This is a genomic window from Aliiroseovarius subalbicans (assembly GCF_022678625.1).
Classification (GTDB): Bacteria; Pseudomonadota; Alphaproteobacteria; order Rhodobacterales; family Rhodobacteraceae; genus Aliiroseovarius_A; species Aliiroseovarius_A subalbicans.
The window spans coordinates 37,789-61,881 of sequence record NZ_JALBYQ010000008.1 but is presented as its reverse complement, the minus strand read 5'-3'; the positions used below and the strand labels follow the sequence as shown (position 1 = coordinate 61,881).

Genomic DNA, 24,093 nt, shown 5'->3' with positions numbered 1-24,093 from the left:
ACCTGATCCCGCTGCGCTTCGGCATGTCCGAGAACACCCACTACCACGTGCCCCTGCTGCTGTCGCCGTTCGGATACGCAACATACAGAGGAAGCTGATCAGACTTTGCTGACCTGATCGGACTCCCGGATGGCCACGCCGATCCGTTCGACCATGAATTCCATGAACAGGCGGGTTTTCGGGTCCTGCATACGCCGGTGTGTGAACAGGCAGGCCATCTGAATGGGTTCGGGCGGCGCGTCTGTTGCAACCGGGACCAACGCGCCCGAGCGCAGGTGCTCGGCCACTTCGAACACCGGCTTCATCGCGATCCCGTGCCCCGCCAGCGCCCAATCGGTCAGAACGTCGCCATCGTCGCATTCATACCGCCCCGCAACACGAAACCGTTTCGGCCCGTCCGGCGTCACCAGGCGCCACTGAAATTCGGTCGCGCCGGGGTACCGCAGGCTCAGACACTCATGGCCATCGGCGACCAGATCGTCGCCAGAGACCGGCATCCCTTTCCGTTCAACATAAGACGGCGCGGCGCACAACACCCGCTGAACATCCGCGATCTTGCGAATGCGCAGATTGCTGTCTTCGGGCTGGCCAAGGAAAAAGGACAGGTCCAGACCTTCGGTGGTCAGATCAACGCGCCTGTCGGTCAAGCGCAGACGAATGCTGACCTCAGGATAGGAGGTCAGGAAATTCGGCACTTGCGGGGCAATCAGACGCCGACCAAGCCCCAAAGGGGCCGCGACATACAGCGGGCCTTTCAGGTTCTCGGTGATGTTGACGATCTGCGCTTCGGCATTGTCGACAGCGTCCAGGATTTCAGTCGCCCCGCGGTAAAAGGAATTCCCCTGTTCAGTGGGCGACAGGCTGCGGGTCGTGCGCTGAAACAGGCGCACGCCAAGGTGCCCTTCGAGTTGGGAAATTCGCGACGACGTCACCGCCGGTGATATGCGCAAATCGCGACCAGCGGCAGACATGCTACCCAGTTCATACACGCGAACGAACGTGCGGATATTATCAAGATAGGACATTATTCGGTTTTTTTTGATGCTGCTTGGTCTTTGATAATAATACCAGAGTGAAACCCAATCAGCTAGGATCGAATTCATCTGAATCGTGGGAGAATGGGCATGAACGATCTGGCTATCATGTGGGATTGGGTAGAATTCTGTATCCGCTGGCTTCACGTCATCACGGCGATGGCCTGGATCGGCGCGTCGTTCTACTTCATCGCGCTGGACCTGATGTTGAAGCCGAACCCCAACCTGCCCGAAGGCGCCCATGGCGAAGAATGGGAAGTGCACGGCGGTGGCTTCTATCACACGGTCAAGTACATGGTGGCCCCCGCCAGCATGCCCGATCACCTGACCTGGCACAAATGGCAGAGCTATTCCACCTGGCTGTCCGGCGCGGCCCTGTTGATGATCGTCTATTGGATGGGGGGGGAGCTGTACTTGCTGGACCCGACCAAGGCAGAGCTGAGTCTCTTGCAGGGCATTGTGATCTCGGGTGGGTCGCTGACGATCGGTTGGCTGGCCTACGATCAGATGTGCAAGTCAAAGCTGGGCGATAGCCCGACGACCCTGATGCTGATCCTGTTCGCAATCCTTGTGCTGATGTCCTGGGGCTATAACCAGATTTTCACCGGTCGGGCTGCGTTGCTGCACCTGGGTGCCTTTACCGCCACGATCATGACCGCCAACGTATTCTTCCAGATCATGCCGAACCAGCGCATCGTGGTGAGTGACCTGATGGCCGGGCGGACCCCGGATGCGAAATACGGCAAGATCGCCAAGCTGCGCTCGACCCACAACAATTACCTGACCCTGCCGGTCGTGTTCTTGATGCTGTCGAACCACTATCCACTGGCGTTTGGGACTCAGTACAGCTGGATCATCGCCAGCCTGATCTTCCTGACCGGCGTTACGATCCGGCACTATTTCAACACCATGCACAAGACGGGCAACGGGCCGAACTGGACGTGGTTGGTGACCGCCTTGCTCATGCTCGCCATCGCGTGGTTGTCGACTGCCGGCGGCACCGAAACTTATGAAGAGGCTGAGGCACGTCCCTTGACGGCGCACGAAGAGAAATTCGTGGCGACCGAGACGTTCGAAGAGGCGTTCTATGCCGTGGTTGGAAACTGCTCCATGTGCCACGCCCGCGAACCGTCCTGGGACGGTCTGGTCGCGGCCCCCAAAGGGGTCGTGCTGGAAACCGAAGCAGATGTCGCGCGCCATGCCAAGCAGGTCTATCTTCAGTCGGGTGTCAGCCACGCCATGCCGCCGCCCAATGCGATCGAAATGGACCGCGAAACCCGTGCCGCGATTGTTGCCTGGTACCGGGACGCGACCGGGTAAGCGAACTTTTCCTTGACCACCTGGCCATCATTGCCGTGCCAGCATAGCCAGCAAGGTGCCAGCTATTCAGGCGTCCAGCCAGCGGCCGAGCGCCGCATTGGTGTGTTCAGGTTGTTCAAGCGTGGGCAGATGGCCTGCACCCTCGATTATGTCCAGCGTTGCACCACGGATCAGATCGGCCATCATTTCGTGGCGCTGGACCGGGCAAAGCGCGTCGTGGCGTCCACACAGGACCAAAGCAGGCATGTCCGCAACGCGAAGCGTTTGTGTTTGATCGACACGATCCATCAATGCGCGGGATTGGTTCAGAAAAACATGCGGGCCGAGATCAAGCGCCATGTCCATGCACAAATCAAGCACCTTATCGCGCCTGGGTCCGTCGCTCAGGTAATTCGGTTTCATTTCGTCGCGCATGATGGTTTCAAGTCCGCCCTCACGAACGGCCATCATCTGGGGCAATCGGCGAATTTTGACCTCGTCTTGTTCGGCCAAGGGGTTGGTGTCCAAAAACGCAATACGGTCGATCCGATCGGGGGCCTGACGTAACATTTCCATTGCCACGATGCCCCCCATCGACAAGCCCGCCAGCGCAAAACGCCGGGGCGCATAGGACAGAATGTCAGCGGCCAGCTCGGCGATGCTGGATCGATCCGAGATCGGCGCGCAGAGAATGGCCCGGCGCCCCGAAAACGCGGCGATCTGCGGCGCGAACAGCCGCGCGTCACACATCATGCCGGGAAGCAGAACCAGGGGTGTCATTTGACCAGCGCCGCGCCTTCGGACAGGGCCGACAATTTGGCATAGGCAATGTCGGGGTCGACCGCGCCGAAGCCTGCGAAGGTGCCAAAGCCGCAATCCGACCCGGCGATCACGCGCTCTGCCCCGACGATATCGGCGAAACGTTCGATCCGCTGCGCTACCAGCTCGGGGTGTTCAACGAAATTGGTCGTGGTGTCGACCACGCCGGGCACCAGAACCTTGTCGTCGGGAATGTCGCCCTTGCGATCACGGAAGGTGGCCCATTCATGGCCGTGGCGCGGATTCGAGGTTTCAAACAGCACATAGCGCGATTTCGTCGCCATCAGCGTATCGAACATCTTCGACATCGGGATGTCACAGCAATGCGGACCCTCGTAATTGCCCCAGCAGATATGCACGCGCACCTTGTCGGCCGGCACGTCAGACAACGCATGGTTCAGCGCCTCGACATGCATGTTCGCGACCTTGAGGAACTCGTCATCCGTCAGGTCGGTGAACAGCATGTGGCGCGACAGGGCAAGGTCCGGGCAATCCAGTTGCAGATCCAGCCCGGACGCCACGATGGTCTCGTATTCCGTCTTCATCGCGTCGGCCAGCGCCGCCAAGTATGCCTCGCGCGATTTGTAGTAATCGTTCTGCAGAAACAGCGAGATCACACCGGGGCTGGCGGCGTTCATGAAGCCCCGCTCGGCGCCCTGTTCTGCCATCGCCGCCTTGAGGTTCGCGATGTCCTTTTCAAGTTCGCCCTGGCCCTTTGAGCGCACCTCGCCCACGCACATCGGCCGGGCGTATTGCGGTGTGCCACCGTCATCGGCCAGACGCTCCAGAAAGCCCGGAAACATCTTCAGATCAGCGGGCGCATTGCGCGGGCTGTCGCCGCCAAAGCCGGTGTAACGGTCCTTGACGTAAGTGGCATAAGAGATCTTGGACGTCTCTCCGTCCGAGACGATGTCGATCCCCGCGTCCACCTGTTTGCGCACGGTGTCGGACACCGCGTCTGTCATGCAGGCGTCAAACGCCGCCGGGTCATAGGGGGTTTCATTTTCACGGGCGAAAATGAAATCCACCACGTCCTGGCTGCGTGGCAAGGAGCCCACATGGGTTGTTTTGATGCGTGTCATAATGGGCTCCTCACAGAGTTTCAAATTAGCGTCCGGACCAGGTCAGGCCCGCCGGATCGTCCGTCGTGCGAACGCGATACAGGCTCGCCTCTCCGGTCATCGAGGGCGCAAGGGCATGCGCTTCGCCGGGGTTGATCAGGCAGGTGTCACCGGGGTTCAGAACGGTTTCCCCGCCGTCCCAGCGCAGCTTCCAATGGCCGCGCATCGGCATCAGAACCGTTGGCTTGTCGTGGCTGTGCATCTCGTCGGCGATCGAGCCTCGGGTCAGGAAATCAACCTCGAACCCAGGCCTGTCGCGCAGCAGCGCGTCTTCGCCGATCACCTTCGCAGGCTTGTCACCAGCCAGCGCAATCAGATCCCAATAGCGGGCGACATAGTCGCGGATCACGCCCTCGACTGGCACTTCGGGGAAAGCCTTCAGCTCGTCCTCGCTCAACAGCGGCATCGGGCCAACCCCATCGGGCAGGTTTTCGCCCTTCTTGCTGTCGTAAAGCGAGCCGTTTTCGCCCAGAACCAGCCCGTGTTCGCGGGCGTCCTCGATCACCTGAGGCGCCCAGGTCACGCCACCGCCGGCATCGTCCCCGCCCAGAACAGCCATGATCATGCCGTAGTCGGTGCCGATGTTCTCAAAGCCACGGAAAATGCCAGTGGGAATGTTGAAGATGTCGCCTTCCTCGGCCACGAATTCACCGGCAGTGCCATAGCGTCCCCAGAAGAACCGCCAGCGGCCCTTGAGCACAAAGAACACCTCGGCGGTGGTGTGGGTGTGCAGCGAATTGCGGCATTTGGGCGGTTGCCCCGCCGCGCCGATGTTGAACCCGATCTGGTCAGTGATGTGCACGTGCTGATCAGGGCTTTCCGACACACCACCACCGATGATGGTGAAGTTTTCCTTCTGGTCCGAGCCCGGTGTATGGGCGTCGATAAAGGCGGTCTTGCAGGGTTTCAGGTCGCCATAGCGAACGATGCGGTCTTGGATATTGCTCATGTCTTTCTCCTTGGGTTTGGGGGGGATCGGATCAGACCGAAGCCCCAGGAGGGCGGTTGTTCAGACGGCGTGCGCGCAGGGACGCGCGGTGGGCGTGAAACCGCCGCGCAGACGGGCTAGCATCAAGATATGAGGCAAACAGGCCCACTTAGACGGCACCGGTCTGCATCAGGATCTGCTTCCAGATCGACACATGGTCAAACAGCGTCCATTCGCGGCGCAGCCCCTGGGGGCCAAACTCTGCGTGGGTGAAGCCCATCACATAGACATCAGCGCCAGTGGGCTGACCGAACATGCCCCAGCCATCGTGCTTGCCAAGCAAGCTCCACCGGACCGCCGCACGCGGCGAAAGCATCGCATCTTCACGTCCGATCTGGTGTTCGATCTTGAATGTGGCGTTCGGGAAGGACGCGCGCAGGCCCATCCAAAGTTTTTCCGTGTCCGCCCAGGAATGCACCGTGGTCGAGGCCGGATGCTCGGTCTGCACCGCGCGGTCGTATTCCGACCGGATCACGGCGAAATCCTTGTCCATCATCCGGGTCAGGATGTCGGACATCCGCGCGCCCCATTCATTGTCGTTGCCACGCCCCTTATAGGGCCCCTCGACATCGACGGCGGGGCAGAAGGGCTTGACGCAATTGGCCGGGCCGCCCTCGCGCCGGATCAGGTCGCGGGCGAACTTCTTGGGCTTCATGCCCAGCTGTTTCACCAGGCCCGCCACGTCGCGGATCAGCCATTCGTCGTTGATCTGGTCATTGATCGCGGCGCAATCGGCGATGGCGCGGATCACGAACCGCTTGCCGGTGGCCGGGCCGAAATAGCCGCCGCCGGTATGGGTGCCCATCGTCAGGATGCGGTGCGAGGACAGAAAGCCCTCGTCCTCGTTGCCCGACCAGATCACGTCCTCACCCATCAGCTCGCGATCCGGGAACTCGGCCAGCGTGGCCAGGGTGCCGTTCATCGTGCGCTGATTGCCGATCGAAACACCTTCGGGGAACCGCATCGGGATGTCATCGGTGTAGTAATGGTTAAGCGTGGCGATGCCACGATCTTCCCAAATCTCGCGGGTGATTTTCAGGATGTAATCCGGGAAATCGGTGAACTTAGGGTCAAACCCCTTCATGTGGTCCATCCTTCTGGTATTTTGGCGGACCCACGTACAATCAGGGGTCCGTCAATGGCGATCCGACGTGGGTCGTCTTGATTGTTTTCGATCTGATCGAGAAGGATCTCGATCGTGTCCGCAACCATGCGGTTGGCCGGTTGGCGCACGGTGGTCAGGTCATAGGCGGGCCACCCGGCCGCGGGCACGTCATCGTAGCCGACGACCGACACGTCCCCGGGCACCTTGAGGCCCAGCTCAAACCGCAGCGTGTCCATGACGGCCATCGCCATGTGGTCGTTGGCCACGAACACGGCCTCGGGCGGGTCGACCGCAAACATCTTGCGGGTGGCTTCGGCGGCCTTGTCCATCGCGAAGTCCCCTTCGGCGCGCGAATGCAGGGCGATACCTGCTTCTGCCAGGGCCGAGATGAACCCCGCTTCGCGGTCGCGCTGGGTCGAGGCGCCTTCCCAGCCGGCGATATGGCCGATCTTGCGGTGTCCGGCGGCCAGCAGGAACTTGGCCACCTTACGCCCGCCCGCGTAATTGTCCGACGTCACCGCGGACATGTTCGCATCGTCCTGGCTTCGGTTGAACAGCACCATCGGCACCCCCGCGGCGCGGCACCGTTCCGACAGGTCCGAAGACATGGCGACCGAGGCTGCGATGATACCATCCACTTGATAATCCAGGATTTCCTCAATCACGGAATCGATATTTTCGGCGGTTTGCTCGGCCAGGAAGATCAGCACGTGATAGCCACGTTGCTGCAGCTCGTTCGACAGTTTCTCCAGCGCCTCGGGATAAAACTGGTTCTCCAGATAGGCCACGATCAACCCGATGATCCGGCTTTTCCCCGATACCATCGCGCGGGCCAGAACATTGGGGCGATAGCCCAGATCGGCCGCCGCCTTGCGCACCTTCTCAACGGTTTTCTTCGAGGCAGACGCGCCAGGGGTGAACACCCGGCTTACCGCCGACTGGCTGACGCCCGCGCGTTCGGCAACCTGTTGCGATGTCACCCGTGTCGTGGTCATTCCGCCGTCCACCCGCCGTCGATCATCAGCGCCGAGCCAGTCACCAGGCCCGAGGCGTCCGAGGCCAGATAAACCACTGCGCCCATGATATCCTCAACCGCGCCCACGCGGCCCAGCTTGATCTTGTCTTCGATCCAGGCGCGTTTGTCGGGTTGCTCGAATGTCGAACGGGTCAGGTCGGTCAGGATGAAGGTGGGGCAGATCGTGTTGACGCGGATGCCGGATTTGCCCCACTCGATCGCCATCGCCTTTGTGAACCCCTCGACCGCATGTTTGGTGGCGCAATAGACCGCGCGATCCAAACCGCCCACATGGGCCATCTGCGACGAGATGTTGATCAGGCTGCCGGGTCTGCCCGCGCCTGCCAGACCTTTGGCCACCGCCTGGGTCAGGAAATAGGCACCCTTGACGTTCAAATCCGCGACTGCGTCGAAGTCTTCCTCGGTGGTCTCGCTGGCCGGGCTGTGGCGTGCCAGACCGGCCGAGTTTACCAGGATATCGAACGGGCCCGCACCGGCCACCGCCGTCTGGGTGCCTGCCACGTCGGCCACGTCCAGTGGCAGGGCGCGGGCGGACATGCCCGCAGCTGTCATTTCATCGACCAACACGTCCAACACGTCGACCCGGCGTGCCGCCAGGGTGACCTCGGCGCCGGCTTCGCCCAAGGCCGCCGCACAAGCCAGGCCGATACCGGAACTGGCCCCGGCCACCAGCGCGCGTTTGCCGTCCAGTCGGAAAGAGGGGGTCTTGGGAAGGGTCATCAGGCGGCTCCTATCGGAAATGGAATGCGGCCCGGCACACGCGCTTTGTTGAACTCACGCAGCCGGGAAAACACATCTACGCCCAGCTGAGCATAGACGTCCAGCAGATCGACCAGCACCCAGTTTTCGCGGATCAACCCGCCCTCGATGCGCCAGAAATCGAGGCTTTTCATGGTGATTTTCTGCCCGGCGGGGGCGATGCCCAGCCAGCCGTTCCCGGTCACGCTCATTTGCATGTTGGGCCAGCCGGTGACGGCGACGAAATTGCCCTCGGCAAAGAAATGCGAATTCAACGGGCCTGAGGTGCCGCCGGTGCGGTCGGGCAGGGCGTTCAGAAACGGGATCTGGTGCCAGTTGCGAAACCCCGCCAGGCCACGTGCAGTGCCGATGCCCGCAGGCCCATACCAATTCATGCGCGGATGCCAGAAGCGTTCGGCCTGCATGATCTCGGGGCCGCCCTGGGACGGGTGGCGCGACAGCTGGGTCAGCATGTCGATCACCAGGTCATGGCTGGCCTGACTGGCACCCGGATCATGCGCGGACAGCCCATCCTGCGTCATCGGTCCCGGCACGCAGACTTCGCGCCCCAAGCTTGGTACCATCGGCCAGGCCCCGGCCTGCATCATCAATTCCGGCAGATCCCAGATCGCCTGCATTTCGACAATGCGGCCCCCGTCCAGGCGAAAGAACTCGTGAAACCGCATATGGGCAAGGTGGCCGGTGGGGGGGATATCAAGAAAGGGCGCGGCGAAGGTGCCCATGTAGTGCCCCATGCAGCCAACCCAGTCACCGCCGTCGCCATCGTTTCCCGCAACCACGATCAGGTCGCGGCGTTCCAGGTCCGGCAGGGCTGCAAACAAGGGCGCAAAGGCGTTGTCGTAGAGCGCGGCCCCCGCCATTTCGCCCAACGGGTGAGAGAGGCGCACATGCGCCGTGTCAGCCAGAACATCGCCCAAGACCGCACGCACTCCATCCTCGGAAAACTCCGCCATGGCCTTGCGCAATGGGGCAATCAGGGATTTGAGATGCGCGGGCGTGGACATCACTCGGCAGCCTCGCCGTAAGGCACGTTCTTCCCGCCATAGCGGCGCACACGCAGGTTGCATTGCTCGGCATGGCCGACAAAGCCCTCCAGCAGGCACAGGCGCGAGCCATAGGCGCCGATCATGGCGGCGGCCTCGTCCGTTGTGACGCGCTGATAGCTGTGTGTTTTCAGATACTTGCCAACCCAAAGCCCGCCGGTATAGCGCCCGGCCTTCTTGGTGGGCAGCGTGTGGTTGGTGCCGATGACCTTGTCGCCATTGGCCACGTTGGTGCGCGGTCCCAGGAACAGCGCGCCATAGCAGGTCATATTCTCAAGGAACCAATCGTCGCGGTCGGTCATCACCTGCACATGTTCCGACGCAATATCATCCGCGACCGCCAGCATCTCGTCATAGCTGTCGCACAGGATCACCTCGCCGTAATCGCGCCAGCTGACGCCCGCGGTGCCGGCGGTGGGCAAGATCTTCAGGATGCGGTCAATCTCGCTCATCGTGTCGCGGGCAAGCTTGGGCGAGTTTGTCACCAGCACGGCGGGTGAGTTGTAGCCGTGTTCGGCCTGGCCCAGCAGGTCGGTGGCGCACATCTCGGCGTCCACGGTGTCATCGGCGATCACCATGGTTTCGGTCGGGCCGGCGAACAGGTCGATGCCGACGCGCCCGAACAGCTGGCGCTTGGCCTCGGCGACGAAGGCGTTGCCGGGGCCAACCAGAAGGTGCACCGGGTCAATCGTTTCGGTGCCAAGCGCCATCGCGCCGATCGCCTGGATGCCCCCCAGCACATAGATTTCATCCGCCCCGCCGATCTTCATCGCAGCGATCACCGCCGCATTTGGCTTGCCCTCGAAGGGCGGCACGCAAGCGATGATGCGCGGCACGCCGGCGACCTTGGCGGTGGCCACCGACATGTGGGCCGAGGCCACCATCGGGAACTTGCCGCCGGGCACATAGCAGCCCACTGATTGCACGGGGATGTTCTTGTGGCCCAGGATGACGCCGGGCAGGGTCTCGACCTCGACGTCCTTCATGCTGTCGCGCTGGATCCGGGCGAAGTTCACCACCTGGTCATGGGCGAAATGGATGTCCTCAAGGTCGCGCGGTGCGACCTGGGCCATGAGATCGGCAATTTCTTCCTCGGACAGGCGGTAAGAGGGCCGGTCGAAGCCATCGAATTTGACAGCCAGCTCATGCACCGCGCTGTCGCCGCGCGCCTCGATGTCTTTCAGCGTCGCCTCGACAACGGCACGCACCTTGGCGTCATCTTCGGCACGGTCGGCTTCGGGCATGCCGCGTTTCAGGTATTCAATTGCCATTGTATGGTCCTCACTTGTCGGGCCGGGGGGCGTCACGTTCCCCCCGATCATAGGCTTCCCAGCCTTCCCCATTGAAAATATCCACGCCCAGCTGCGCGGCCACATGGGCAAAGTCCACGTTCACCCAATTGTCGACGATTTTGCCATCGACGACCTTCCAGAAGTCCATATAGCGGATTTCAATTCGTTTTCCGGTGGCCGCGATCCCCAGGAAGGTCCCCGAATGGGTGGCCTCTTGTCGCCCGAACGCCGCCGCCCATTCACCCATGTAAAGCCGCGCCTCGTCGATGCAGGTCTTGTCGGAAAACGCGGCCTGAAACGGGCGCTGCCAATTGTCCTGAAACTCCTTCAACCCGGTTTTCGTGCCGCAGCCTTGATTGCCCATCCAGCGGAATCCTTCGCTGAAAAACTCGCCGATGTCGGCAATGCGATGGTCGTTAAGGCCATCCACCATGCTTTCGATCACCCGGCGGGTGTCGTCGGTCTTGGACATGTCCGTGTCGCGGGTCAGGACCGCTTGTTCGGGGCGGGAACCTTTCATGCTGCATCCTCACTTATGAATTCTGCGGCCCGGTAGCCGATCATCATCGACGGGGCGTTTGTATTGGCGGATGTGACCGCGGGCATGACCGACGCATCCGCGACCCAAAGCCCGCGGACCCCCGCGACAGCCAGGCGCGGCGTGACCGGCGCCGTGCCGTCGCCCATCCGCAAGGTGCCGACGGGGTGGTAGGCGGTCGCGCCCCGCGTCTTGATATGCTGGCGCAACGCGTCGTCCGAAGACACCGCGGGGCCGGGATGGACTTCGGGCGCGCGGTGGGGGCCGAACGCGGCCTTGTTCATCAGCGTGCGCAGGCGCTTCAACCCGGCGACCAGCGTTTCAACATCGTCAACGTCCTGGAACAGCCCAAGGTCGATCTCTGGCGCGACCCTTGGGTCGCTGGACACAAGGCGCAAGCGCCCGCGTGATTTTGGCCGACACACGCAGACATCGGCGAAATAGCCCGACCCAAGCGTGAAACGGCTGCCTTTCCAGTCCAGCATGAAGGGGATGAAGTGGCATTGCACATCCGGCGCGCCCGTGTCGCCACGCGCGTTGAAGAAGGCGCCGCCTTCGACCGTGGGCGAGGCAAAGCGCCCCGTGCGGGTGAAAAGATAGCGAAACGGCGCAAGGGCCCAGGCCAGCAATTGAGAAAAAGTCAGGCCATAGCCAGACCCGGGCCCGGCAAAGTGCAGCCCGGCGGCGGGATGGTCGTGAAGGTTCTCCCCGACTTCTTGTGCGCTGTGAACCAGCTCGATGCCAAGCTCCTTCAGGTGCTCTTCTGGGCCAACACCCGAACGCATGAGGATCGCCGGAGAGCTGATCGACCCCGCCGAGAGGATGACGCCCTTGGCTGCGCTCAGCTTCGTACCATCCACCAGCACGACCCGTTTTGCCTGCCCATTGTCGAACTCGACCCGGTCAACCACACATCCGGTCATGACCTTCAGGTCATGGGCGTCTTGTGCCGGGCGCAGGAACGCGTCCGCCGCCGACCAGCGCCGCGCGTTGCGCATGTTGAAGCAGAAAATGCCGGCACTTTCGTATTCCGGTGTCGGCGCGTCATCCGAATTGCCGCCAAACAGCCCGGACAGCGCCTGAACCAAGGGATGCACGCCGGTCATCTGCTTTGGCTGTAGCTTTGCCTCAACCGATTCAAACGCCGGTTCAACGTCGCGCCAGGACCAGCCTTTCACGCCCCAGCCATCAAAATCGTCACGCCGTCCGCGAAACCAAACCATGGAGTTGATCGAACCTGATCCTCCCAGCATCCGCCCACGCGGCACGGCAAGTTGGCGCCCGCCAAGGCCCTTTTGCGGTGAGGTCTTGAAACGCCAGTCCCGCTTGCTTCCCATCAGCCACGCCAGGCCAAACGGCATTTTGACAAGGGGGTGGTTATCTGTCGGACCCGCCTCCAACACCAGAACGCGTCCCACGTTCCGGCGCGCCAATTCGGCAGCAGCGATACAGCCCGCCGATCCCGCGCCTACAACGATGAAGTCAGCCGAGGGGGTCATGCTGCCTTCTCCACCTCGGCAAACAGGTCGTATCCGAGCTGCATCAGCACATGCGGGATGTCGAGCATGCACCAGTTTTCAATGATCTTTCCGTCCTCGCACCGCCACCAGTCGCAGTCACGCATAAAGACGCGTTTGCCGGTCGGGGCCAGCCCCAGGAAGGGGCGCACATGCACGCCGGTGATCATCGGCCAGCCGCTGAGAAAGGCATAGTCGCCATCCCCGGCCTTGCAATCGGCGCCAACCCCGGTGATGCCCGCCTCGCTGCCATCCCCCCAGCCGTCAAAGGTCAGTTCGAAGGGGCGTTGAAACGCGGCAAAGGCCTCTAGGGTGGCATAGGATCCAAGACCGCCGGGACCATACCAGACCATGCGGTCATGCCAGTCCGGGCGCCAGGCTTCGTCTTCGGAGGTGAGTTTTTTCAACATGCCTTCGACAAGGTCCGCGGAGGCACGGGAGCGGGCGGGGTCTGCCGGGTCGACAACGATCCCGTCATGGGTCGCGGGTCCCGGCACCACGCCCTCATATCCCTGGCTATTGGCCAGGGGCCACAGCCCAAGCGCGATGATCAGCTCGGCAAAGCCCAGAAAAACGTGGCTTTCGACGATCTTTCCGTGCTCCATCCGGTGAAATTCACCGAAGCGCAGAAAGGCCAGCTTGCCGCTGGGCGGAATGCCGAAAAGCGGGCGGGTGAAATGCCCGTGGAAATAACCTGTTGAAGTCACCCATTCGGTGCCGAGGTATTCCCCCCCGATCACAACATAATTCTGGCGCGTGCAGCCTTGGAACGCCGTCGTGATCGGGGCGACCACATCGCTGTAGTAACCAACACCGTCCTGCGCCGCATTGATGGGATGGCTGGCGTTTATCTTCGCTTCTGTATGGAAAGCCCCTGTCACAGCCCGTTCAACATTACCGGTTTCACACGCGCTCAGAAACTGACGATAGCGCGCCTTGTTTTCATGCGAGACATCGGTGGCGACACCCATCGCCGGGCGATTTGCACGTGCGCTCATGTCAATTGCCTCGCAACGGTAAGACGGAATCTCGGCCCATCCAGCTTACCCCTTGACCGCACCGGCGGTCAGGCCGCCGACGATTTGGCGCTGAAAGAACAAGACCATCAGGAACAGCGGTGCCGTCACCGAGACAACCGAAGCCACCGCGAACATGACATTGCCCTTGGTCTGGGTGGTGCCAAGGAAACTGTTGATCTTAGGGATCATCGTCTGGTTTTCCTTCGACAGCAGCATCGCGGTCACCGCAAAGTCGTTATAGGCCAGCAAGAAGGAAAACAGCCCCGTCGTGATCACACCCGGCCACATCACCGGGATGATCACATTGCGGAACGCCTGAAACCGTGTGCAGCCATCGACCATTGCGCTTTCATCCAGCTCGGCCGGAATGTTCTTGAAGAACGAGTGCAGCATCCACAGTGTGAACGGCTGGTTAATCGCAACCAGCACGACGATGGTCGTGGCTGTATGCCCCCAAAGGTTCCACTGGAAAAACACCGGCAGGTAACCCGAGACCAGGGTGATCGGCGGCATCGCGCGAAAGATCAGGGCGGCCAGCAGAAACCAGAACGCATAGCGATAGGTGGACCGTGCCAAGGCATAGCCGCCAAGTGTGCCCAGCGTCAGCGAAATTGAGACCACGAAGACGCAAACGATCAGAGAGTTCAGCGCCGCGCGCCAGAATTCTTCCTGAACCCAGGCGCCGTGGTAGCCATCGCCGGTGAAGCTTCCGCCGGTCTCAACCTGTGTCAGGGTTCCTTTTATGGCGTTTGCCCAATCGGCCTTGGAAAAGAAGTCGCCTTCGACTTTGAATGATCCCCAAAGCGTCCATAGGAACGGAAAGGCTGCCAGCATCATCCAGATCGCAAGAACAGCAACGACAAGAAAAGTGACGGCTGCGGGTTGGCGTTTTACTTTGTTAGACATGCTTCACCTACTTCCGATCGAAATCGCGCCACGTGCGCACTAGGACGGGGGACAAAAGAATGGCCACGCCGATGATTGTCAGAACCGAGGTTGCAGCCGCTGAGGATAGTTGCCGGGTCTCGCCCCCGAGGTCGTTGTAGATCGACCAACTCAGCGATGTGGCATGCGCGTTGGCGGCAAAGCTGACGATGGGTTCGAACACCCGGAAATTGTCCATCAACTGCATCAGCGCGATAAAGGTCGTAAGCGGCAAAAGATGCGGGATCACCACATGGCGGATCTGCAGCCAACGGTTTGCACCGTCCACGCGGGCGGCTTCCAATGTATCCTGACTGACAGTCTGAAGCCCGGCATAGTAGACGATGAAGGCAAAGGGTGCTGCGTGCCAAACGCCATAGACCATCAGCATGATCCACATCAGGGGCGTGGACGCTTTGACCGAGAGGTCCGGGTCGCCTGCAAGATATTGCAACGTGGTCCCGATGATGCCGCGTGCATCCACCATCCAAAAAAGGATCAGCGCGCCGACAAGGGGCGTGATCATCATGGGCAGAAGCGAGAAAAAGATCAGCGGGCCGCGCAGTGCTTTTGTCGCACTGTTCACCGCGATCGCAATGACGAAACCAAGGATGATGACCAGAGGCGTCACGATGAACGTGAATGTCAGCGTGAAGCCGATCGCCTTGTAAAAGGGCAGGTTCAGCATCTGCGACCCGAATTCGCGCCACCCGTTGCTTGACCCCCAGGTCGACTTTACCTCGTCAACGGCAAGGTGATTGCGATCCAGGTACGTCGCGAAACCGGCGAATTGGCCAAGAGGCTTGGCCTCGCGCAGGGCTGCAGTGGCCTCCTGGTCGATTGTCGTGGATTCCTTGCACCCGAACAGATCGCAGGTTTCGACTGTCTGGATGACCTGTTCATGATCAACGTGAAAGGATTGAACGATCACCGAAATAATCGGGAAGAATATGAACAGAAGCATCGCCAAAGCTGACGGAAGAACAAACCAAAAGAACGATTTATGTTTCATTGTCCAGCTGCCCCCGGGCGTTTGGTGGTGATGCTTGGAAGTGTCCGGGGCCGCCAGCGCCGCCCCGGACAGTTCGGTTTCCTTACTTCAGGAAGCCTTTTTCTTTCGCGGCTGCAGTATAGGCAGCTTCGGCGTCGGCCAGCGCCTGCTCGGCGCTTTCTTTGCCCAGCAGGAAGTCAGCCAGGTTGTCGCCCAAAGCCGTGTGCAACAGACCCTGGTAAGGCAGCATGGGATAGGACTTAGTGCCCATGGAAATCGCGGCAAAGACGCCGTCATTCACCGGTGCAGGGGTGTAGCCTTCGATCATCCAGACGGCCTGGCTCATCGTTTCGTCGTTCAGGATCGCCGGGCTTGTGCCATGCGCCATAGCCTGGAAAGTGGCCGCAGCATCTTCATCCGAGATATTCTTGGCCACAGTCCAGCCATCCCACCACAGGGTCGAAGCCGGGATCGACCCGCCACCAACGGTCAGCGGGGCGCCAACGGTGATGTTAGAGTAGACCTGCTCTTCAGCGCCTTCTTCGTCCATCAGGTTGCCCATGCGAGAGCCCCACATGTTCATCATCATGACGTTGCCAGCTTCCATCTCGGCGCCGGTGGCGTTGCTGTCATGGGTCAGGTAGTCGGGGTTCATGTACTCGGTCAGCGCTTTCATCATGTTCAGCGCGGCGACGCCCTGTTCATTGTTGATCGCAACTTCGGCAGAGCCGGCTTTGAAGAACTCGCCGCCGAAGCCGGTGTACATGTTCACAAACTCTTCAGCCAGGTTCCAACCAGCCTTGTATGCGCCGCCAACCGGGTATTCGCTCAGCCCGGCCGCACGGATCTTTTCAGCGGCTTCCAGAACCTCTTCATATGTCTTGGGAACATCCACGCCGATCTCTTCCAGCACGTCCTTGCGATAGGCAAGTGTCTGGGCGTTCGCCATGAAGGCCACCGCCATCACCTTGCCACCGATCGTGATCAGCTGTTTCTTCGGAATGTCCTGGCCGTATTCGGCAACCAGATCGTCCAGCGAGCGAATGACGTCCTCGTTCATCAAGGCAACAACCGAAGAGTTCGCGATGATCGCGCTGCTGTATTCCGCCGGATTTCCCTGCATGCCTGCAACGTTGATTTTCTGGTGATCCGCGGTTAGGTTCGATTTGACCTCACCGCCGGTGCATTCTGCGGCGCCGTTTGCCACCGTGTGAATGGCCGGAAATTCGTTGCCGACAATGCTGACATTGCCGGAGATCTGGCAATCTGCCAGGGCCGTGCCGGTCATCAAGGCCATCGCACTGGCCAAAGCTGCGTGTTTCAGAAACATCTTGTCTCTCTCCCTGTGTGGTTGGATGCACCTTCGAAGACTGCACCCGATTGTCCCGTCATGCGGGGTGTTGCGAGGGGGTTAGCCCTCGATACGCGCCCCTGTTTCGGTGTCGAACAGGTGGCAATGATCCTTGTGAACCTGGATGGATACAGCATCGTCGATGTCGGCGCGGAAGGTCTTGTCCGCCTTCACGCTGACCAATGCGCCGCTGATGCGGACCGACACCATTGTGGCGTCGCCCAACAGCTCCATCGTGTAGATCGGAGCGTTAATCTCGCCGCCGCTTTCGACCACTTCGGCGTCCTCGGCACGAAACCCCAGCGTGACCTTGCCGTCTGCCCCGGACAGGCCGGAAATCTCGGTGTTCTTGGCCCGGAAAACGCCATCTTTCAGCTCTCCGTCCACAAGGTTCATCGCTGGGCTTCCGATGAAGCTGGCGACAAAGGCATTTGCCGGGGTGTCATAGATCTCGGTCGGGCTGCCGACCTGTTGAACGACACCCTGTTTCATCACCACGACGCGGTCGGCCAGGGTCATCGCCTCGATCTGGTCGTGCGTCACATAGATCGTGGTCACGGCCAGTTCGTGGCTGAGGTTCTTGATCTGCGCGCGGGTCGAGACGCGCAGTTTCGCGTCAAGGTTCGACAGCGGCTCGTCCATCAGGAACACGTTGGGTTCACGCACGATCGCACGGGCCAAAGCCACGCGCTGGCGCTGGCCGCCTGACAGTTCGGCGGGCTTACGGTGAAGAAACTCGTCCAGTTCGACCATCGCACTGGCCCTGCGGACTTTTTCGTCATGGGTGTCGGGATCGATGCCGCGCACTTTCAGCGGAAACCGAATATTTTCATAGACATTCATGTTGGGGTATAGGGCGTAGCTTTGGAACACCATCGCCACATCGCGGTCCTTAGGCTCCAGGTCATTGACGCGCGCGCCATCGACCATAATGTCCCCCTCGGTGGCATCCTCAAGCCCCGCAATCATCCGCATCGTGGTGGTCTTTCCGCACCCCGATGGGCCGAGCAGAACCAGGAATTCCTTGTCGGCGATTGTCAGGTCGAAATTGTCGACGCCAACAAATGAGCCCCAACGCTTGGATAGATTGCGCAGTTGAATTTCGGCCATGGTTCCCCCCGGGCGGAATCGTTTGCATACGTTTGCAAGAGGCTAGACTCCGCTTCTGCGTTTTGGCAAGGTATTTTTGCAAACGTATGCAAAAACCAGTTCGGGCGAGGCGGATCAAACATGGGAAAACCATCTTTTCAGGATGAAAAGAAGCTGGTTAGGGACTACTACGCCCGACTTGATGCGGCTTCACCCGACGGTATGAAATCTGCGCAAGCACAGTATGTTGCGACCGATTACCTGTGGCGCGGCTTTCACCCATTCCATGAGATTCGCTGCGCTGAAGGGGTCGTGGATCAGTTCTGGACCCCGCTGAAAACCGCTCTTTCGCACATGCAGAGGCGCATGGATGTGTTCATGGCCGGGCAGAACACGATTGAAGACCAGGGCGGCGTTTGGGTCGTTTCCATGGGGCATCTGATGGGCCTGTTTGATCAGCCCTGGCTTGGCATTCCCCCCACTGGCAAGATGGCGATGCTGCGCTATTGCGAATTTCACAAGGTGGAAGCGGGCAAGATCACCGAAACCGCGATGTTCTTCGACATCCCACACCTGATGATGCAGGCAGGACTTGACCCGTTCCCACCGCAAACAGCGGCGCATCTGGTGCAGCCGGGGCCGATGACTCACGACGGGCTGATGTTCGAGGCACAGGACCCCGGGGAAGGCCGCAAAACGCTGGCCGCCATCGACCACATGGTAAGCGATATCAAGACCTGGCGCGGCGGGGTCGAAGAACCCCTGGTGGACGAGCTCAGGCGCAGCTGGAACGAAGACATGATTTGGTGGGGACCTGCCGGGATCGGCGCGACCTATACAATTGAACGCTATGCCCAGCAGCATTCCGGCCCGTTTCGGGCGGGCCTGACGGATCGCTCCTTCAACGGCCACATCTGTCGCATCGTCGAGGGCCAGTTTGGTGGCTTCTTCGGCTGGCCGAATCTCACACTCACCCCTGCGGGCGGGTTCATGGGCATGCCCGCAACCAACACGCCGGGGGACATGCGGGTGATTGATATCTACCGGCGCGACGGCGACAAGCTGACTGAAAACTGGATCTTCATCGACCTTCTGCATTTCTGGAACATGCAGGGCATCGACATCCTTGCCCGCACGACCAATATCGCGGCCGGGCAGGAAACCGGCGCGCGGGGGGCGGCGCCATGATCGACGCTCACCATCACCTTTGGGACCTGGGCGCGGTACATTACCCATGGCTGATGGCGCGTGGGGTAAGGCGGTTCTTTGGGGACCCGGCGCCAATCCAGCGCGACTATCTACTTGATGAATTTCGCGCCGAGGCCGGGGCGCAGGGCATCACCGGCTCGGTCCATATCCAGGTCGGGGCCGAGGATGGTTTGAGCGAAGCGAAATGGGTGCACTCCGTGGCCGAGGCCAACCCGGATTGGCCAATAAAACAGGTGGTGTTTTGCGACCTGACTGCGCCGGACCTGAACACGCAACTTGATACCTTCCAAAGCCTTTCAACGGTCGTTGGCGTGCGCCAGATTGTCGGGCGCGCACCCGAAGAAGATGCGGCGACCGGCACGAATGACCTTCTGGACAATCCGAAGTTTGCCGAGGGGCTGCGTGAGGCCGGCGCCCACAACTTGAGCTTCGATCTGCAGCTTATCCCAGAGCTTATGGAGAAAACGGCGCACGTGCTGAAACAGGCCCCCGATACCAGAATCGCGCTCTGCCACGCGGGCTCCCCTCATGACCGATCGGCACTGGGCTTAGCTGACTGGGCCGAGCAATTGCAGCACCTCTCGGCACTGCCGCAAGTGTACTGCAAACTTTCCGGGCTCGGCATGTTCGACCACAACTGGACGCCAGAGAGCATTCAGAAAATCGTGGAAACTTGCCTGGAGCAGTTCGGCCCCCACCGCTGCATGTTCGGTTCGAATTTCCCGGTGGATAAGCTCTACTCAGAATATGGCACCATCATTGCCGCATACCGAAAAATTGTACCGCAAGGGGACTACGAAAGGGTCTTTCAGAAATCCGCTGCCGAGTTCTATGCATTTTCGTAGAGCTATCGGAGGTTTCCGGCGCTGAACCCGCTACAGGAAAAGTATGCAAAGTCCCGTAAGGCTGTTCAGACGAACTGCATCTTGAATGATGGGTTTTGCGTTCTGTGGCAGACAAAGGACTTCCTGTTGGAAAGGCAGGGCTTCGCCATCGAAATTTTCGTTTTTGAGCTAGCACGCCCTGCAACGACGATTTCCATTCCTCAAAGACACAAATCCCCTCGTGCGACCCAGCACCCCCTGGTCAAAGGTTCAAGAGTGCTTCTTGGTGTATGTTTGTCTCAAGTTGCGTTCCATCAAGATACACATCCAGGGTTCGACGATCGACCATAGGAATGGCACTTCTCATACTGGCGGTCATCACGGTCTGGACTGCGAGGCCTGCCAAAAAGATCTCATGATGTCGCAAAAACCTCGCATCCAACAGTATCAACCCGACATCGATTAGGCGACCACAGCACGAGTGGCTACGGTATAACTTTGCTTCGCCAAGCTGTTTCAAGGCCGATGAGACAACGAGCTTTCAAGACACGGGCCTGAGAATACTGCGAAGGCAGTTTAGGGTGTCGGATTATTAAGCTGGTAGGGGGAAATACAGTGGTGCAAAAAATTTCAAAGGCCATGATAATCGCCTGCCTTTGATTTGGGGCAGGCATCTTATCCGCAAATGCTCAGACCGCGCGCGACGCGCTTTTATCCCAACAGGCAGGCGATATTCTCGCGCGTGGGTTCCTCAATCCCGTCATCGCGTAGAAGCTCGCCACACAGCAGGTGGACTTTCTCAGGGGCTGGGCTGCCTACAATCATCATCTTTTCCTCAATCTGACCGCTTTGCGCGATCCGAGCACAGGCTTTCAGAGGTATCGATGGGTCGTCACGCGGCTGAAACATTCCATTTCTTTGCGAAATGTCACCAACACCACCAGTCGCCACAATAGATGCCGTCGGGAGGGCAAGGAATTGCTGTTTGGGCAGAATGTTGACCATCACCAAAGTGACCAAACCCCGGCATGGGCAGATGTAATTGGCTGAAATATTCGAGCCGAAACGGACCCGCACCAAATTCGCAATTGGGGGCAAGGCTTTTAGTAAACCGGCTAAACGGCTGATCTGTAACGGGTATTAAAAGAGGTGATGGCGGACCGAGGAGGATTCGAACCCCCGACCCCCTGATTCGTAGTCAGGTACTCTATCCAGCTGAGCTATCGGTCCGTGGAGGCGGGATGTAACGACAGGCGCACGGGTTTGCAAGGGCGAAAATCAACCAAATCGTACCCACCACCGGTTCTTGGCATTTCGGGGCCGTACAAGCCCACGATGAGAGCTGCAAGGCCTGAAGAGCTGGCCTAGCCCTCGTCGAGACCCTTTGGCAGGTGGATGGTAAAGGCGGTGCCTTCGGGGCTGGTGTGCTCCAGATCCAACCGCCCACCATGGCCTTTCACAAGCTCGGCGGCGATGGCCAGTCCCAGCCCGGTGCCGCCGCGTCGGTTGGTGCCGGCGAAGGGTTGAAACAGCAAGTCCTGCGCGCGGGCGGGCAGGCCGGGGCCGGTATCCGTCACGCGAATGGTCCATTCGTCGTCCCCGTCGCTACCTTGGATCGCGATCTCTCCCGGCTGGCCACTGGCCACGATGGCCTGGCGCGCGTTGCGCACAAGGTTCGACAATACACGGTACAATTGCTCGGGATCGGCGCGCAGGGTCAGGCCTGCGGGGATATCTTCGCCGTAAGACACGTCATGCTCACCAGCCGCCAACCGTTCGCTATCAACAACATCCGCGACCACATCGGCCAGCACGACACGAGACAGCGTCGGCGCGGGCTCCTCGGCCTTACCGAAGGCCAGCGTGCTTTCGCACAGGTTCACCGCGCGGGAAATCGAATTCACCAGCTTGGGTGCTGCGCGTTTCACGCCGGGGTCCTCGCTCATCTCCATCCGGTCGGCGAACAGCTGCGCGGTGGTCAGGATGTTGCGCAGATCGTGGCTGATCCGGGCCACGGCGCCGCCCAACTGGGCCAGGCGCTCTTTCTGCTTCAATGCACCAGTCAGCTGCGTTTGCATCGATTGCAGCGCCACCTCCGCCTCGCGCAGTTCGGTCACGCCCGACGTGGGCTCGATGATCGTGCGGGCGTCTTCTGGCGCGGCGGCATAGGACGCCATGTGATTCACCACGCCCTTGATCGGGCGCACCATCAGGACGCGCACGGCCAAAAACAACAGCACCGCCGTGATGACCGAGATGAAGGCGGACAGAAGCAGGATATTCAGGCCATAATCCAGCATCGCGCGGCGCAGGGGTGCGGTTTCCATCGTGACCTCGATCACCAACCCGCCCTCGCGCACCGGGTCGCCGATCACGCGGATCACCTCGTTCTCAGTATCCGTCAGGCGCATCATCGCGTCACGGATCAGACCGAACGGCATCGGGTCACGCAAGTCATACGACCCCGCAACGGGTCCGGGCATGGGCAAAGACAGCATCAGCTCGCGCGCCTCGTCGCGGCGCAGCACCACGTTGAACACCTCGGCGTTTTGCAAAAGCTCAACCTCAAGTGCGGGGTCGATCATGTCCTCGGCCAGCAGCACCAGCGACGCAATCTGGGCGCGTTCCAGCCGCGCCAGCAGATAATCCTCGCGAAACCGCGCGACGGAGGGCACGAAGATCAGGATCTCGGCCAGCATGACGAAGGCTGTCGTCAGGATCAAAAATCGGCCTGAAAGCGAGTTCAAATGAAACGTCCTCGTTCGCGCTACGGCAGGAACCTCTGCACAAGCCCCACAATGCGCTTCACCTTCGGATTGTCAAACAGGCGCGGGGTGAAATAGGCGCCCGCAACGCGCTTGTTGATCTCGCCCATCGTGGGATAGGGCGCGACCATCGCGGCGACCTGGCTCATTTTCATGCCGTTGGCCAGAACCAGCGCCCAGAGATTGATCAGCTCGCCCGCCCCTGGGCCTGCGATCGACACGCCAACCGGTTTGCCCTTCACCACCATCGCCTTCACCCGGCCTTCGGTCTGGCCGGTCGCGATGGCGCGGTCGTTGCCTGCGAAGTCGAACCGGATCACCTCAACCCGGTCGCCGTGCACGGCGGTGGCCTCGGCCTCGGTCATGCCGACCTGCGCCAGTTCCGGCGCGGTATAGGTCGCCCAGGGGAGATGCGTGGTTTTCGCCTTGGACGGCAGGCCGAACAGCATCGAGCGGATGATCACGCCCGCCTGATACCCGGCCACATGGGTGAACTGCAGCCCGCCCGCCACGTCGCCGATGGCATAGACCTTGCGGTTCGTGGTGCGTAGCCCGGCGTCGACCTTGATGCCGGTGCGGGTGGGCTCGATCCCGGCCTTGTCCAGCACCAGGCGGTTTGTGTTGGCCTTGCGCCCCACCGCCATCAGCAGGTGCGAACCCTTGAACACGCGCCCGTCCTGTGCCTCGACCTCGATCATTCCGGCGGTGCCGCGGATTTCCTGAGCCATCGCCTCTTCTTCAATGGCAATCCCGCGCGCGCGTTGGGCGTCCAGCACCATCTGCGCCAGCTCCGGGTCGTCCTTGCCCAGCGCCTTCTGGCCTTCGATCACGGTGACATCGCAGCCCAGCGCCCGGTGCGCTTCGGCCATTTCCATGCCGATCGGGCCGCCGCCGATGATCAGCAGGTGCTTGGGCTGTTCCGCCAAATCGAAAATCGTTTCGTTCGTCTCATAGGGCACCGTATCCAGACCGGGGATCGGCGGCACGAAGGGGGAGGAGCCGGTCGCGATCACGAAGCGCCGGGCAGTGATGATATGATCGCCCGCCTGTACCTCGCTCGGGCTGACGAAGGCGCCGTATTCGGAAATCACCCGCACGCCCAACCCTTCGAAGCGCTCCACCGAATCGTGGGGTTCGATCGTGGCGATGGTCTGGCGCACATGGCCATGGGCGTCGGCCCAGCCCATGCCCGCCCGTCCGGCGTGCAACAGCGCCTTCGACGGCACGCAGCCGAAATTCAGGCAGTCACCGCCCATCTTGTGGCCTTCCAAAAGCACCACGGACGCCCCCATCTGCACCGCCCCCGCCGCCACCGAAAGCCCACCCGAGCCTGCGCCGATGACGCAGACATCCACTTTGATCCGTTCCAT

General features: G+C 60.7%; 23 protein-coding genes and 1 tRNA gene. 4 read left to right on the top strand and 20 right to left on the bottom strand.

Annotated features, from left to right (window positions below):
* Positions 1–98: hydroxyisourate hydrolase (locus MN188_RS17260; RefSeq protein ID WP_242110573.1), on the top strand; the 98-nt coding region annotated here is incomplete at its 5' end.
* Here the strand turns inward: MN188_RS17260 and MN188_RS17255 are convergent.
* Positions 99–1,025, bottom strand: a complete 927-nt coding sequence (locus MN188_RS17255; RefSeq protein WP_242110569.1) for a LysR family transcriptional regulator — start codon at positions 1,023–1,025, stop codon at positions 99–101.
* 99 nt (positions 1,026–1,124) lie between these two features.
* Here MN188_RS17255 and MN188_RS17250 point away from each other — a divergent pair, with 99 nt between their 5' ends.
* Complete coding sequence (locus MN188_RS17250) at positions 1,125–2,354, top strand: urate hydroxylase PuuD (protein ID WP_242110567.1); 1,230 nt, start codon at positions 1,125–1,127, stop codon at positions 2,352–2,354.
* Positions 2,355–2,420: 66 nt separating this feature from the next.
* Here MN188_RS17250 and MN188_RS17245 read toward each other — a convergent pair whose 3' ends face one another.
* The 15 genes from MN188_RS17245 to MN188_RS17175 all read right to left on the bottom strand — a co-directional run bounded on the left by MN188_RS17245 (position 2,421) and on the right by MN188_RS17175 (position 17,946).
* Positions 2,421–3,113: an alpha/beta fold hydrolase gene (locus MN188_RS17245; RefSeq protein ID WP_242110566.1), complete on the bottom strand. Its 693-nt coding sequence runs from the start codon at positions 3,111–3,113 to the stop codon at positions 2,421–2,423.
* The gene (locus MN188_RS17240) at positions 3,110–4,234 is read right to left on the bottom strand and encodes a cobalamin-independent methionine synthase II family protein (protein WP_242110565.1); all 1,125 of its coding nucleotides are present in this window, start codon (positions 4,232–4,234) and stop codon (positions 3,110–3,112) included. Before MN188_RS17240 ends, MN188_RS17245 begins: the two co-directional genes overlap by 4 nt.
* A gap of 25 nt (positions 4,235–4,259) precedes the next feature.
* Positions 4,260–5,222, bottom strand: coding sequence for a cupin domain-containing protein (locus MN188_RS17235; protein WP_242110564.1), 963 nt, complete (start codon positions 5,220–5,222; stop codon positions 4,260–4,262).
* A gap of 148 nt (positions 5,223–5,370) precedes the next feature.
* Complete coding sequence (locus MN188_RS17230; RefSeq protein WP_242110563.1) at positions 5,371–6,345, bottom strand: nuclear transport factor 2 family protein; 975 nt, start codon at positions 6,343–6,345, stop codon at positions 5,371–5,373.
* The gene (locus MN188_RS17225; RefSeq protein ID WP_242110562.1) at positions 6,342–7,361 is read right to left on the bottom strand and encodes a LacI family DNA-binding transcriptional regulator; all 1,020 of its coding nucleotides are present in this window, start codon (positions 7,359–7,361) and stop codon (positions 6,342–6,344) included. The genes MN188_RS17230 and MN188_RS17225 overlap by 4 nt, the downstream gene beginning before the upstream one ends.
* Positions 7,358–8,122 (bottom strand): SDR family NAD(P)-dependent oxidoreductase, encoded by a 765-nt coding sequence (locus MN188_RS17220; RefSeq protein ID WP_242110561.1) that lies wholly within the window; start codon positions 8,120–8,122, stop codon positions 7,358–7,360. Before MN188_RS17220 ends, MN188_RS17225 begins: the two co-directional genes overlap by 4 nt.
* Positions 8,122–9,165 (bottom strand): ester cyclase, encoded by a 1,044-nt coding sequence (locus MN188_RS17215; protein ID WP_242110559.1) that lies wholly within the window; start codon positions 9,163–9,165, stop codon positions 8,122–8,124. The genes MN188_RS17220 and MN188_RS17215 overlap by 1 nt, the downstream gene beginning before the upstream one ends.
* Entirely contained in the window at positions 9,165–10,475 is a 1,311-nt protein-coding gene (gene hisD / locus MN188_RS17210) for a histidinol dehydrogenase (RefSeq protein ID WP_242110557.1), read from the bottom strand. The genes MN188_RS17215 and hisD overlap by 1 nt, the downstream gene beginning before the upstream one ends.
* A gap of 10 nt (positions 10,476–10,485) precedes the next feature.
* Entirely contained in the window at positions 10,486–11,016 is a 531-nt protein-coding gene (locus MN188_RS17205) for an ester cyclase (RefSeq protein WP_242110556.1), read from the bottom strand.
* Complete coding sequence (locus MN188_RS17200) at positions 11,013–12,533, bottom strand: GMC family oxidoreductase (RefSeq protein WP_242110555.1); 1,521 nt, start codon at positions 12,531–12,533, stop codon at positions 11,013–11,015. Before MN188_RS17200 ends, MN188_RS17205 begins: the two co-directional genes overlap by 4 nt.
* Positions 12,530–13,549, bottom strand: a complete 1,020-nt coding sequence (locus tag MN188_RS17195) for a nuclear transport factor 2 family protein (RefSeq protein WP_242110554.1) — start codon at positions 13,547–13,549, stop codon at positions 12,530–12,532. The genes MN188_RS17200 and MN188_RS17195 overlap by 4 nt, the downstream gene beginning before the upstream one ends.
* A gap of 45 nt (positions 13,550–13,594) precedes the next feature.
* Positions 13,595–14,476, bottom strand: a complete 882-nt coding sequence (locus MN188_RS17190; RefSeq protein WP_242110553.1) for a carbohydrate ABC transporter permease — start codon at positions 14,474–14,476, stop codon at positions 13,595–13,597.
* Between the two features lie 7 nt (positions 14,477–14,483).
* Positions 14,484–15,506: a carbohydrate ABC transporter permease gene (locus tag MN188_RS17185; RefSeq protein ID WP_242110552.1), complete on the bottom strand. Its 1,023-nt coding sequence runs from the start codon at positions 15,504–15,506 to the stop codon at positions 14,484–14,486.
* Between the two features lie 82 nt (positions 15,507–15,588).
* Positions 15,589–16,815: an ABC transporter substrate-binding protein gene (locus MN188_RS17180; protein WP_242110551.1), complete on the bottom strand. Its 1,227-nt coding sequence runs from the start codon at positions 16,813–16,815 to the stop codon at positions 15,589–15,591.
* Between the two features lie 81 nt (positions 16,816–16,896).
* Positions 16,897–17,946, bottom strand: a complete 1,050-nt coding sequence (locus MN188_RS17175; protein WP_242110550.1) for an ABC transporter ATP-binding protein — start codon at positions 17,944–17,946, stop codon at positions 16,897–16,899.
* A 120-nt stretch (positions 17,947–18,066) separates the two neighbouring features.
* Here MN188_RS17175 and MN188_RS17170 point away from each other — a divergent pair, with 120 nt between their 5' ends.
* Positions 18,067–19,113 (top strand): nuclear transport factor 2 family protein, encoded by a 1,047-nt coding sequence (locus tag MN188_RS17170; protein WP_242110547.1) that lies wholly within the window; start codon positions 18,067–18,069, stop codon positions 19,111–19,113.
* Positions 19,110–19,979: an amidohydrolase family protein gene (locus MN188_RS17165; protein WP_242110546.1), complete on the top strand. Its 870-nt coding sequence runs from the start codon at positions 19,110–19,112 to the stop codon at positions 19,977–19,979. Before MN188_RS17170 ends, MN188_RS17165 begins: the two co-directional genes overlap by 4 nt.
* Positions 19,980–20,669: 690 nt before the next feature.
* Here the strand turns inward: MN188_RS17165 and MN188_RS17160 are convergent.
* The 4 genes from MN188_RS17160 to MN188_RS17145 all read right to left on the bottom strand — a co-directional run bounded on the left by MN188_RS17160 (position 20,670) and on the right by MN188_RS17145 (position 24,093).
* Positions 20,670–20,963, bottom strand: a complete 294-nt coding sequence (locus tag MN188_RS17160; RefSeq protein ID WP_242110545.1) for a hypothetical protein — start codon at positions 20,961–20,963, stop codon at positions 20,670–20,672.
* Positions 20,964–21,111: 148 nt separating this feature from the next.
* A tRNA-Arg gene (locus MN188_RS17155) sits at positions 21,112–21,188 on the bottom strand.
* A 134-nt stretch (positions 21,189–21,322) separates the two neighbouring features.
* On the bottom strand, positions 21,323–22,657 hold the full coding sequence (locus tag MN188_RS17150; protein WP_242110572.1) for a sensor histidine kinase: 1,335 nt from the start codon (positions 22,655–22,657) through the stop codon (positions 21,323–21,325).
* A gap of 68 nt (positions 22,658–22,725) precedes the next feature.
* The gene (locus MN188_RS17145) at positions 22,726–24,093 is read right to left on the bottom strand and encodes a dihydrolipoyl dehydrogenase family protein (RefSeq protein WP_242110544.1); all 1,368 of its coding nucleotides are present in this window, start codon (positions 24,091–24,093) and stop codon (positions 22,726–22,728) included.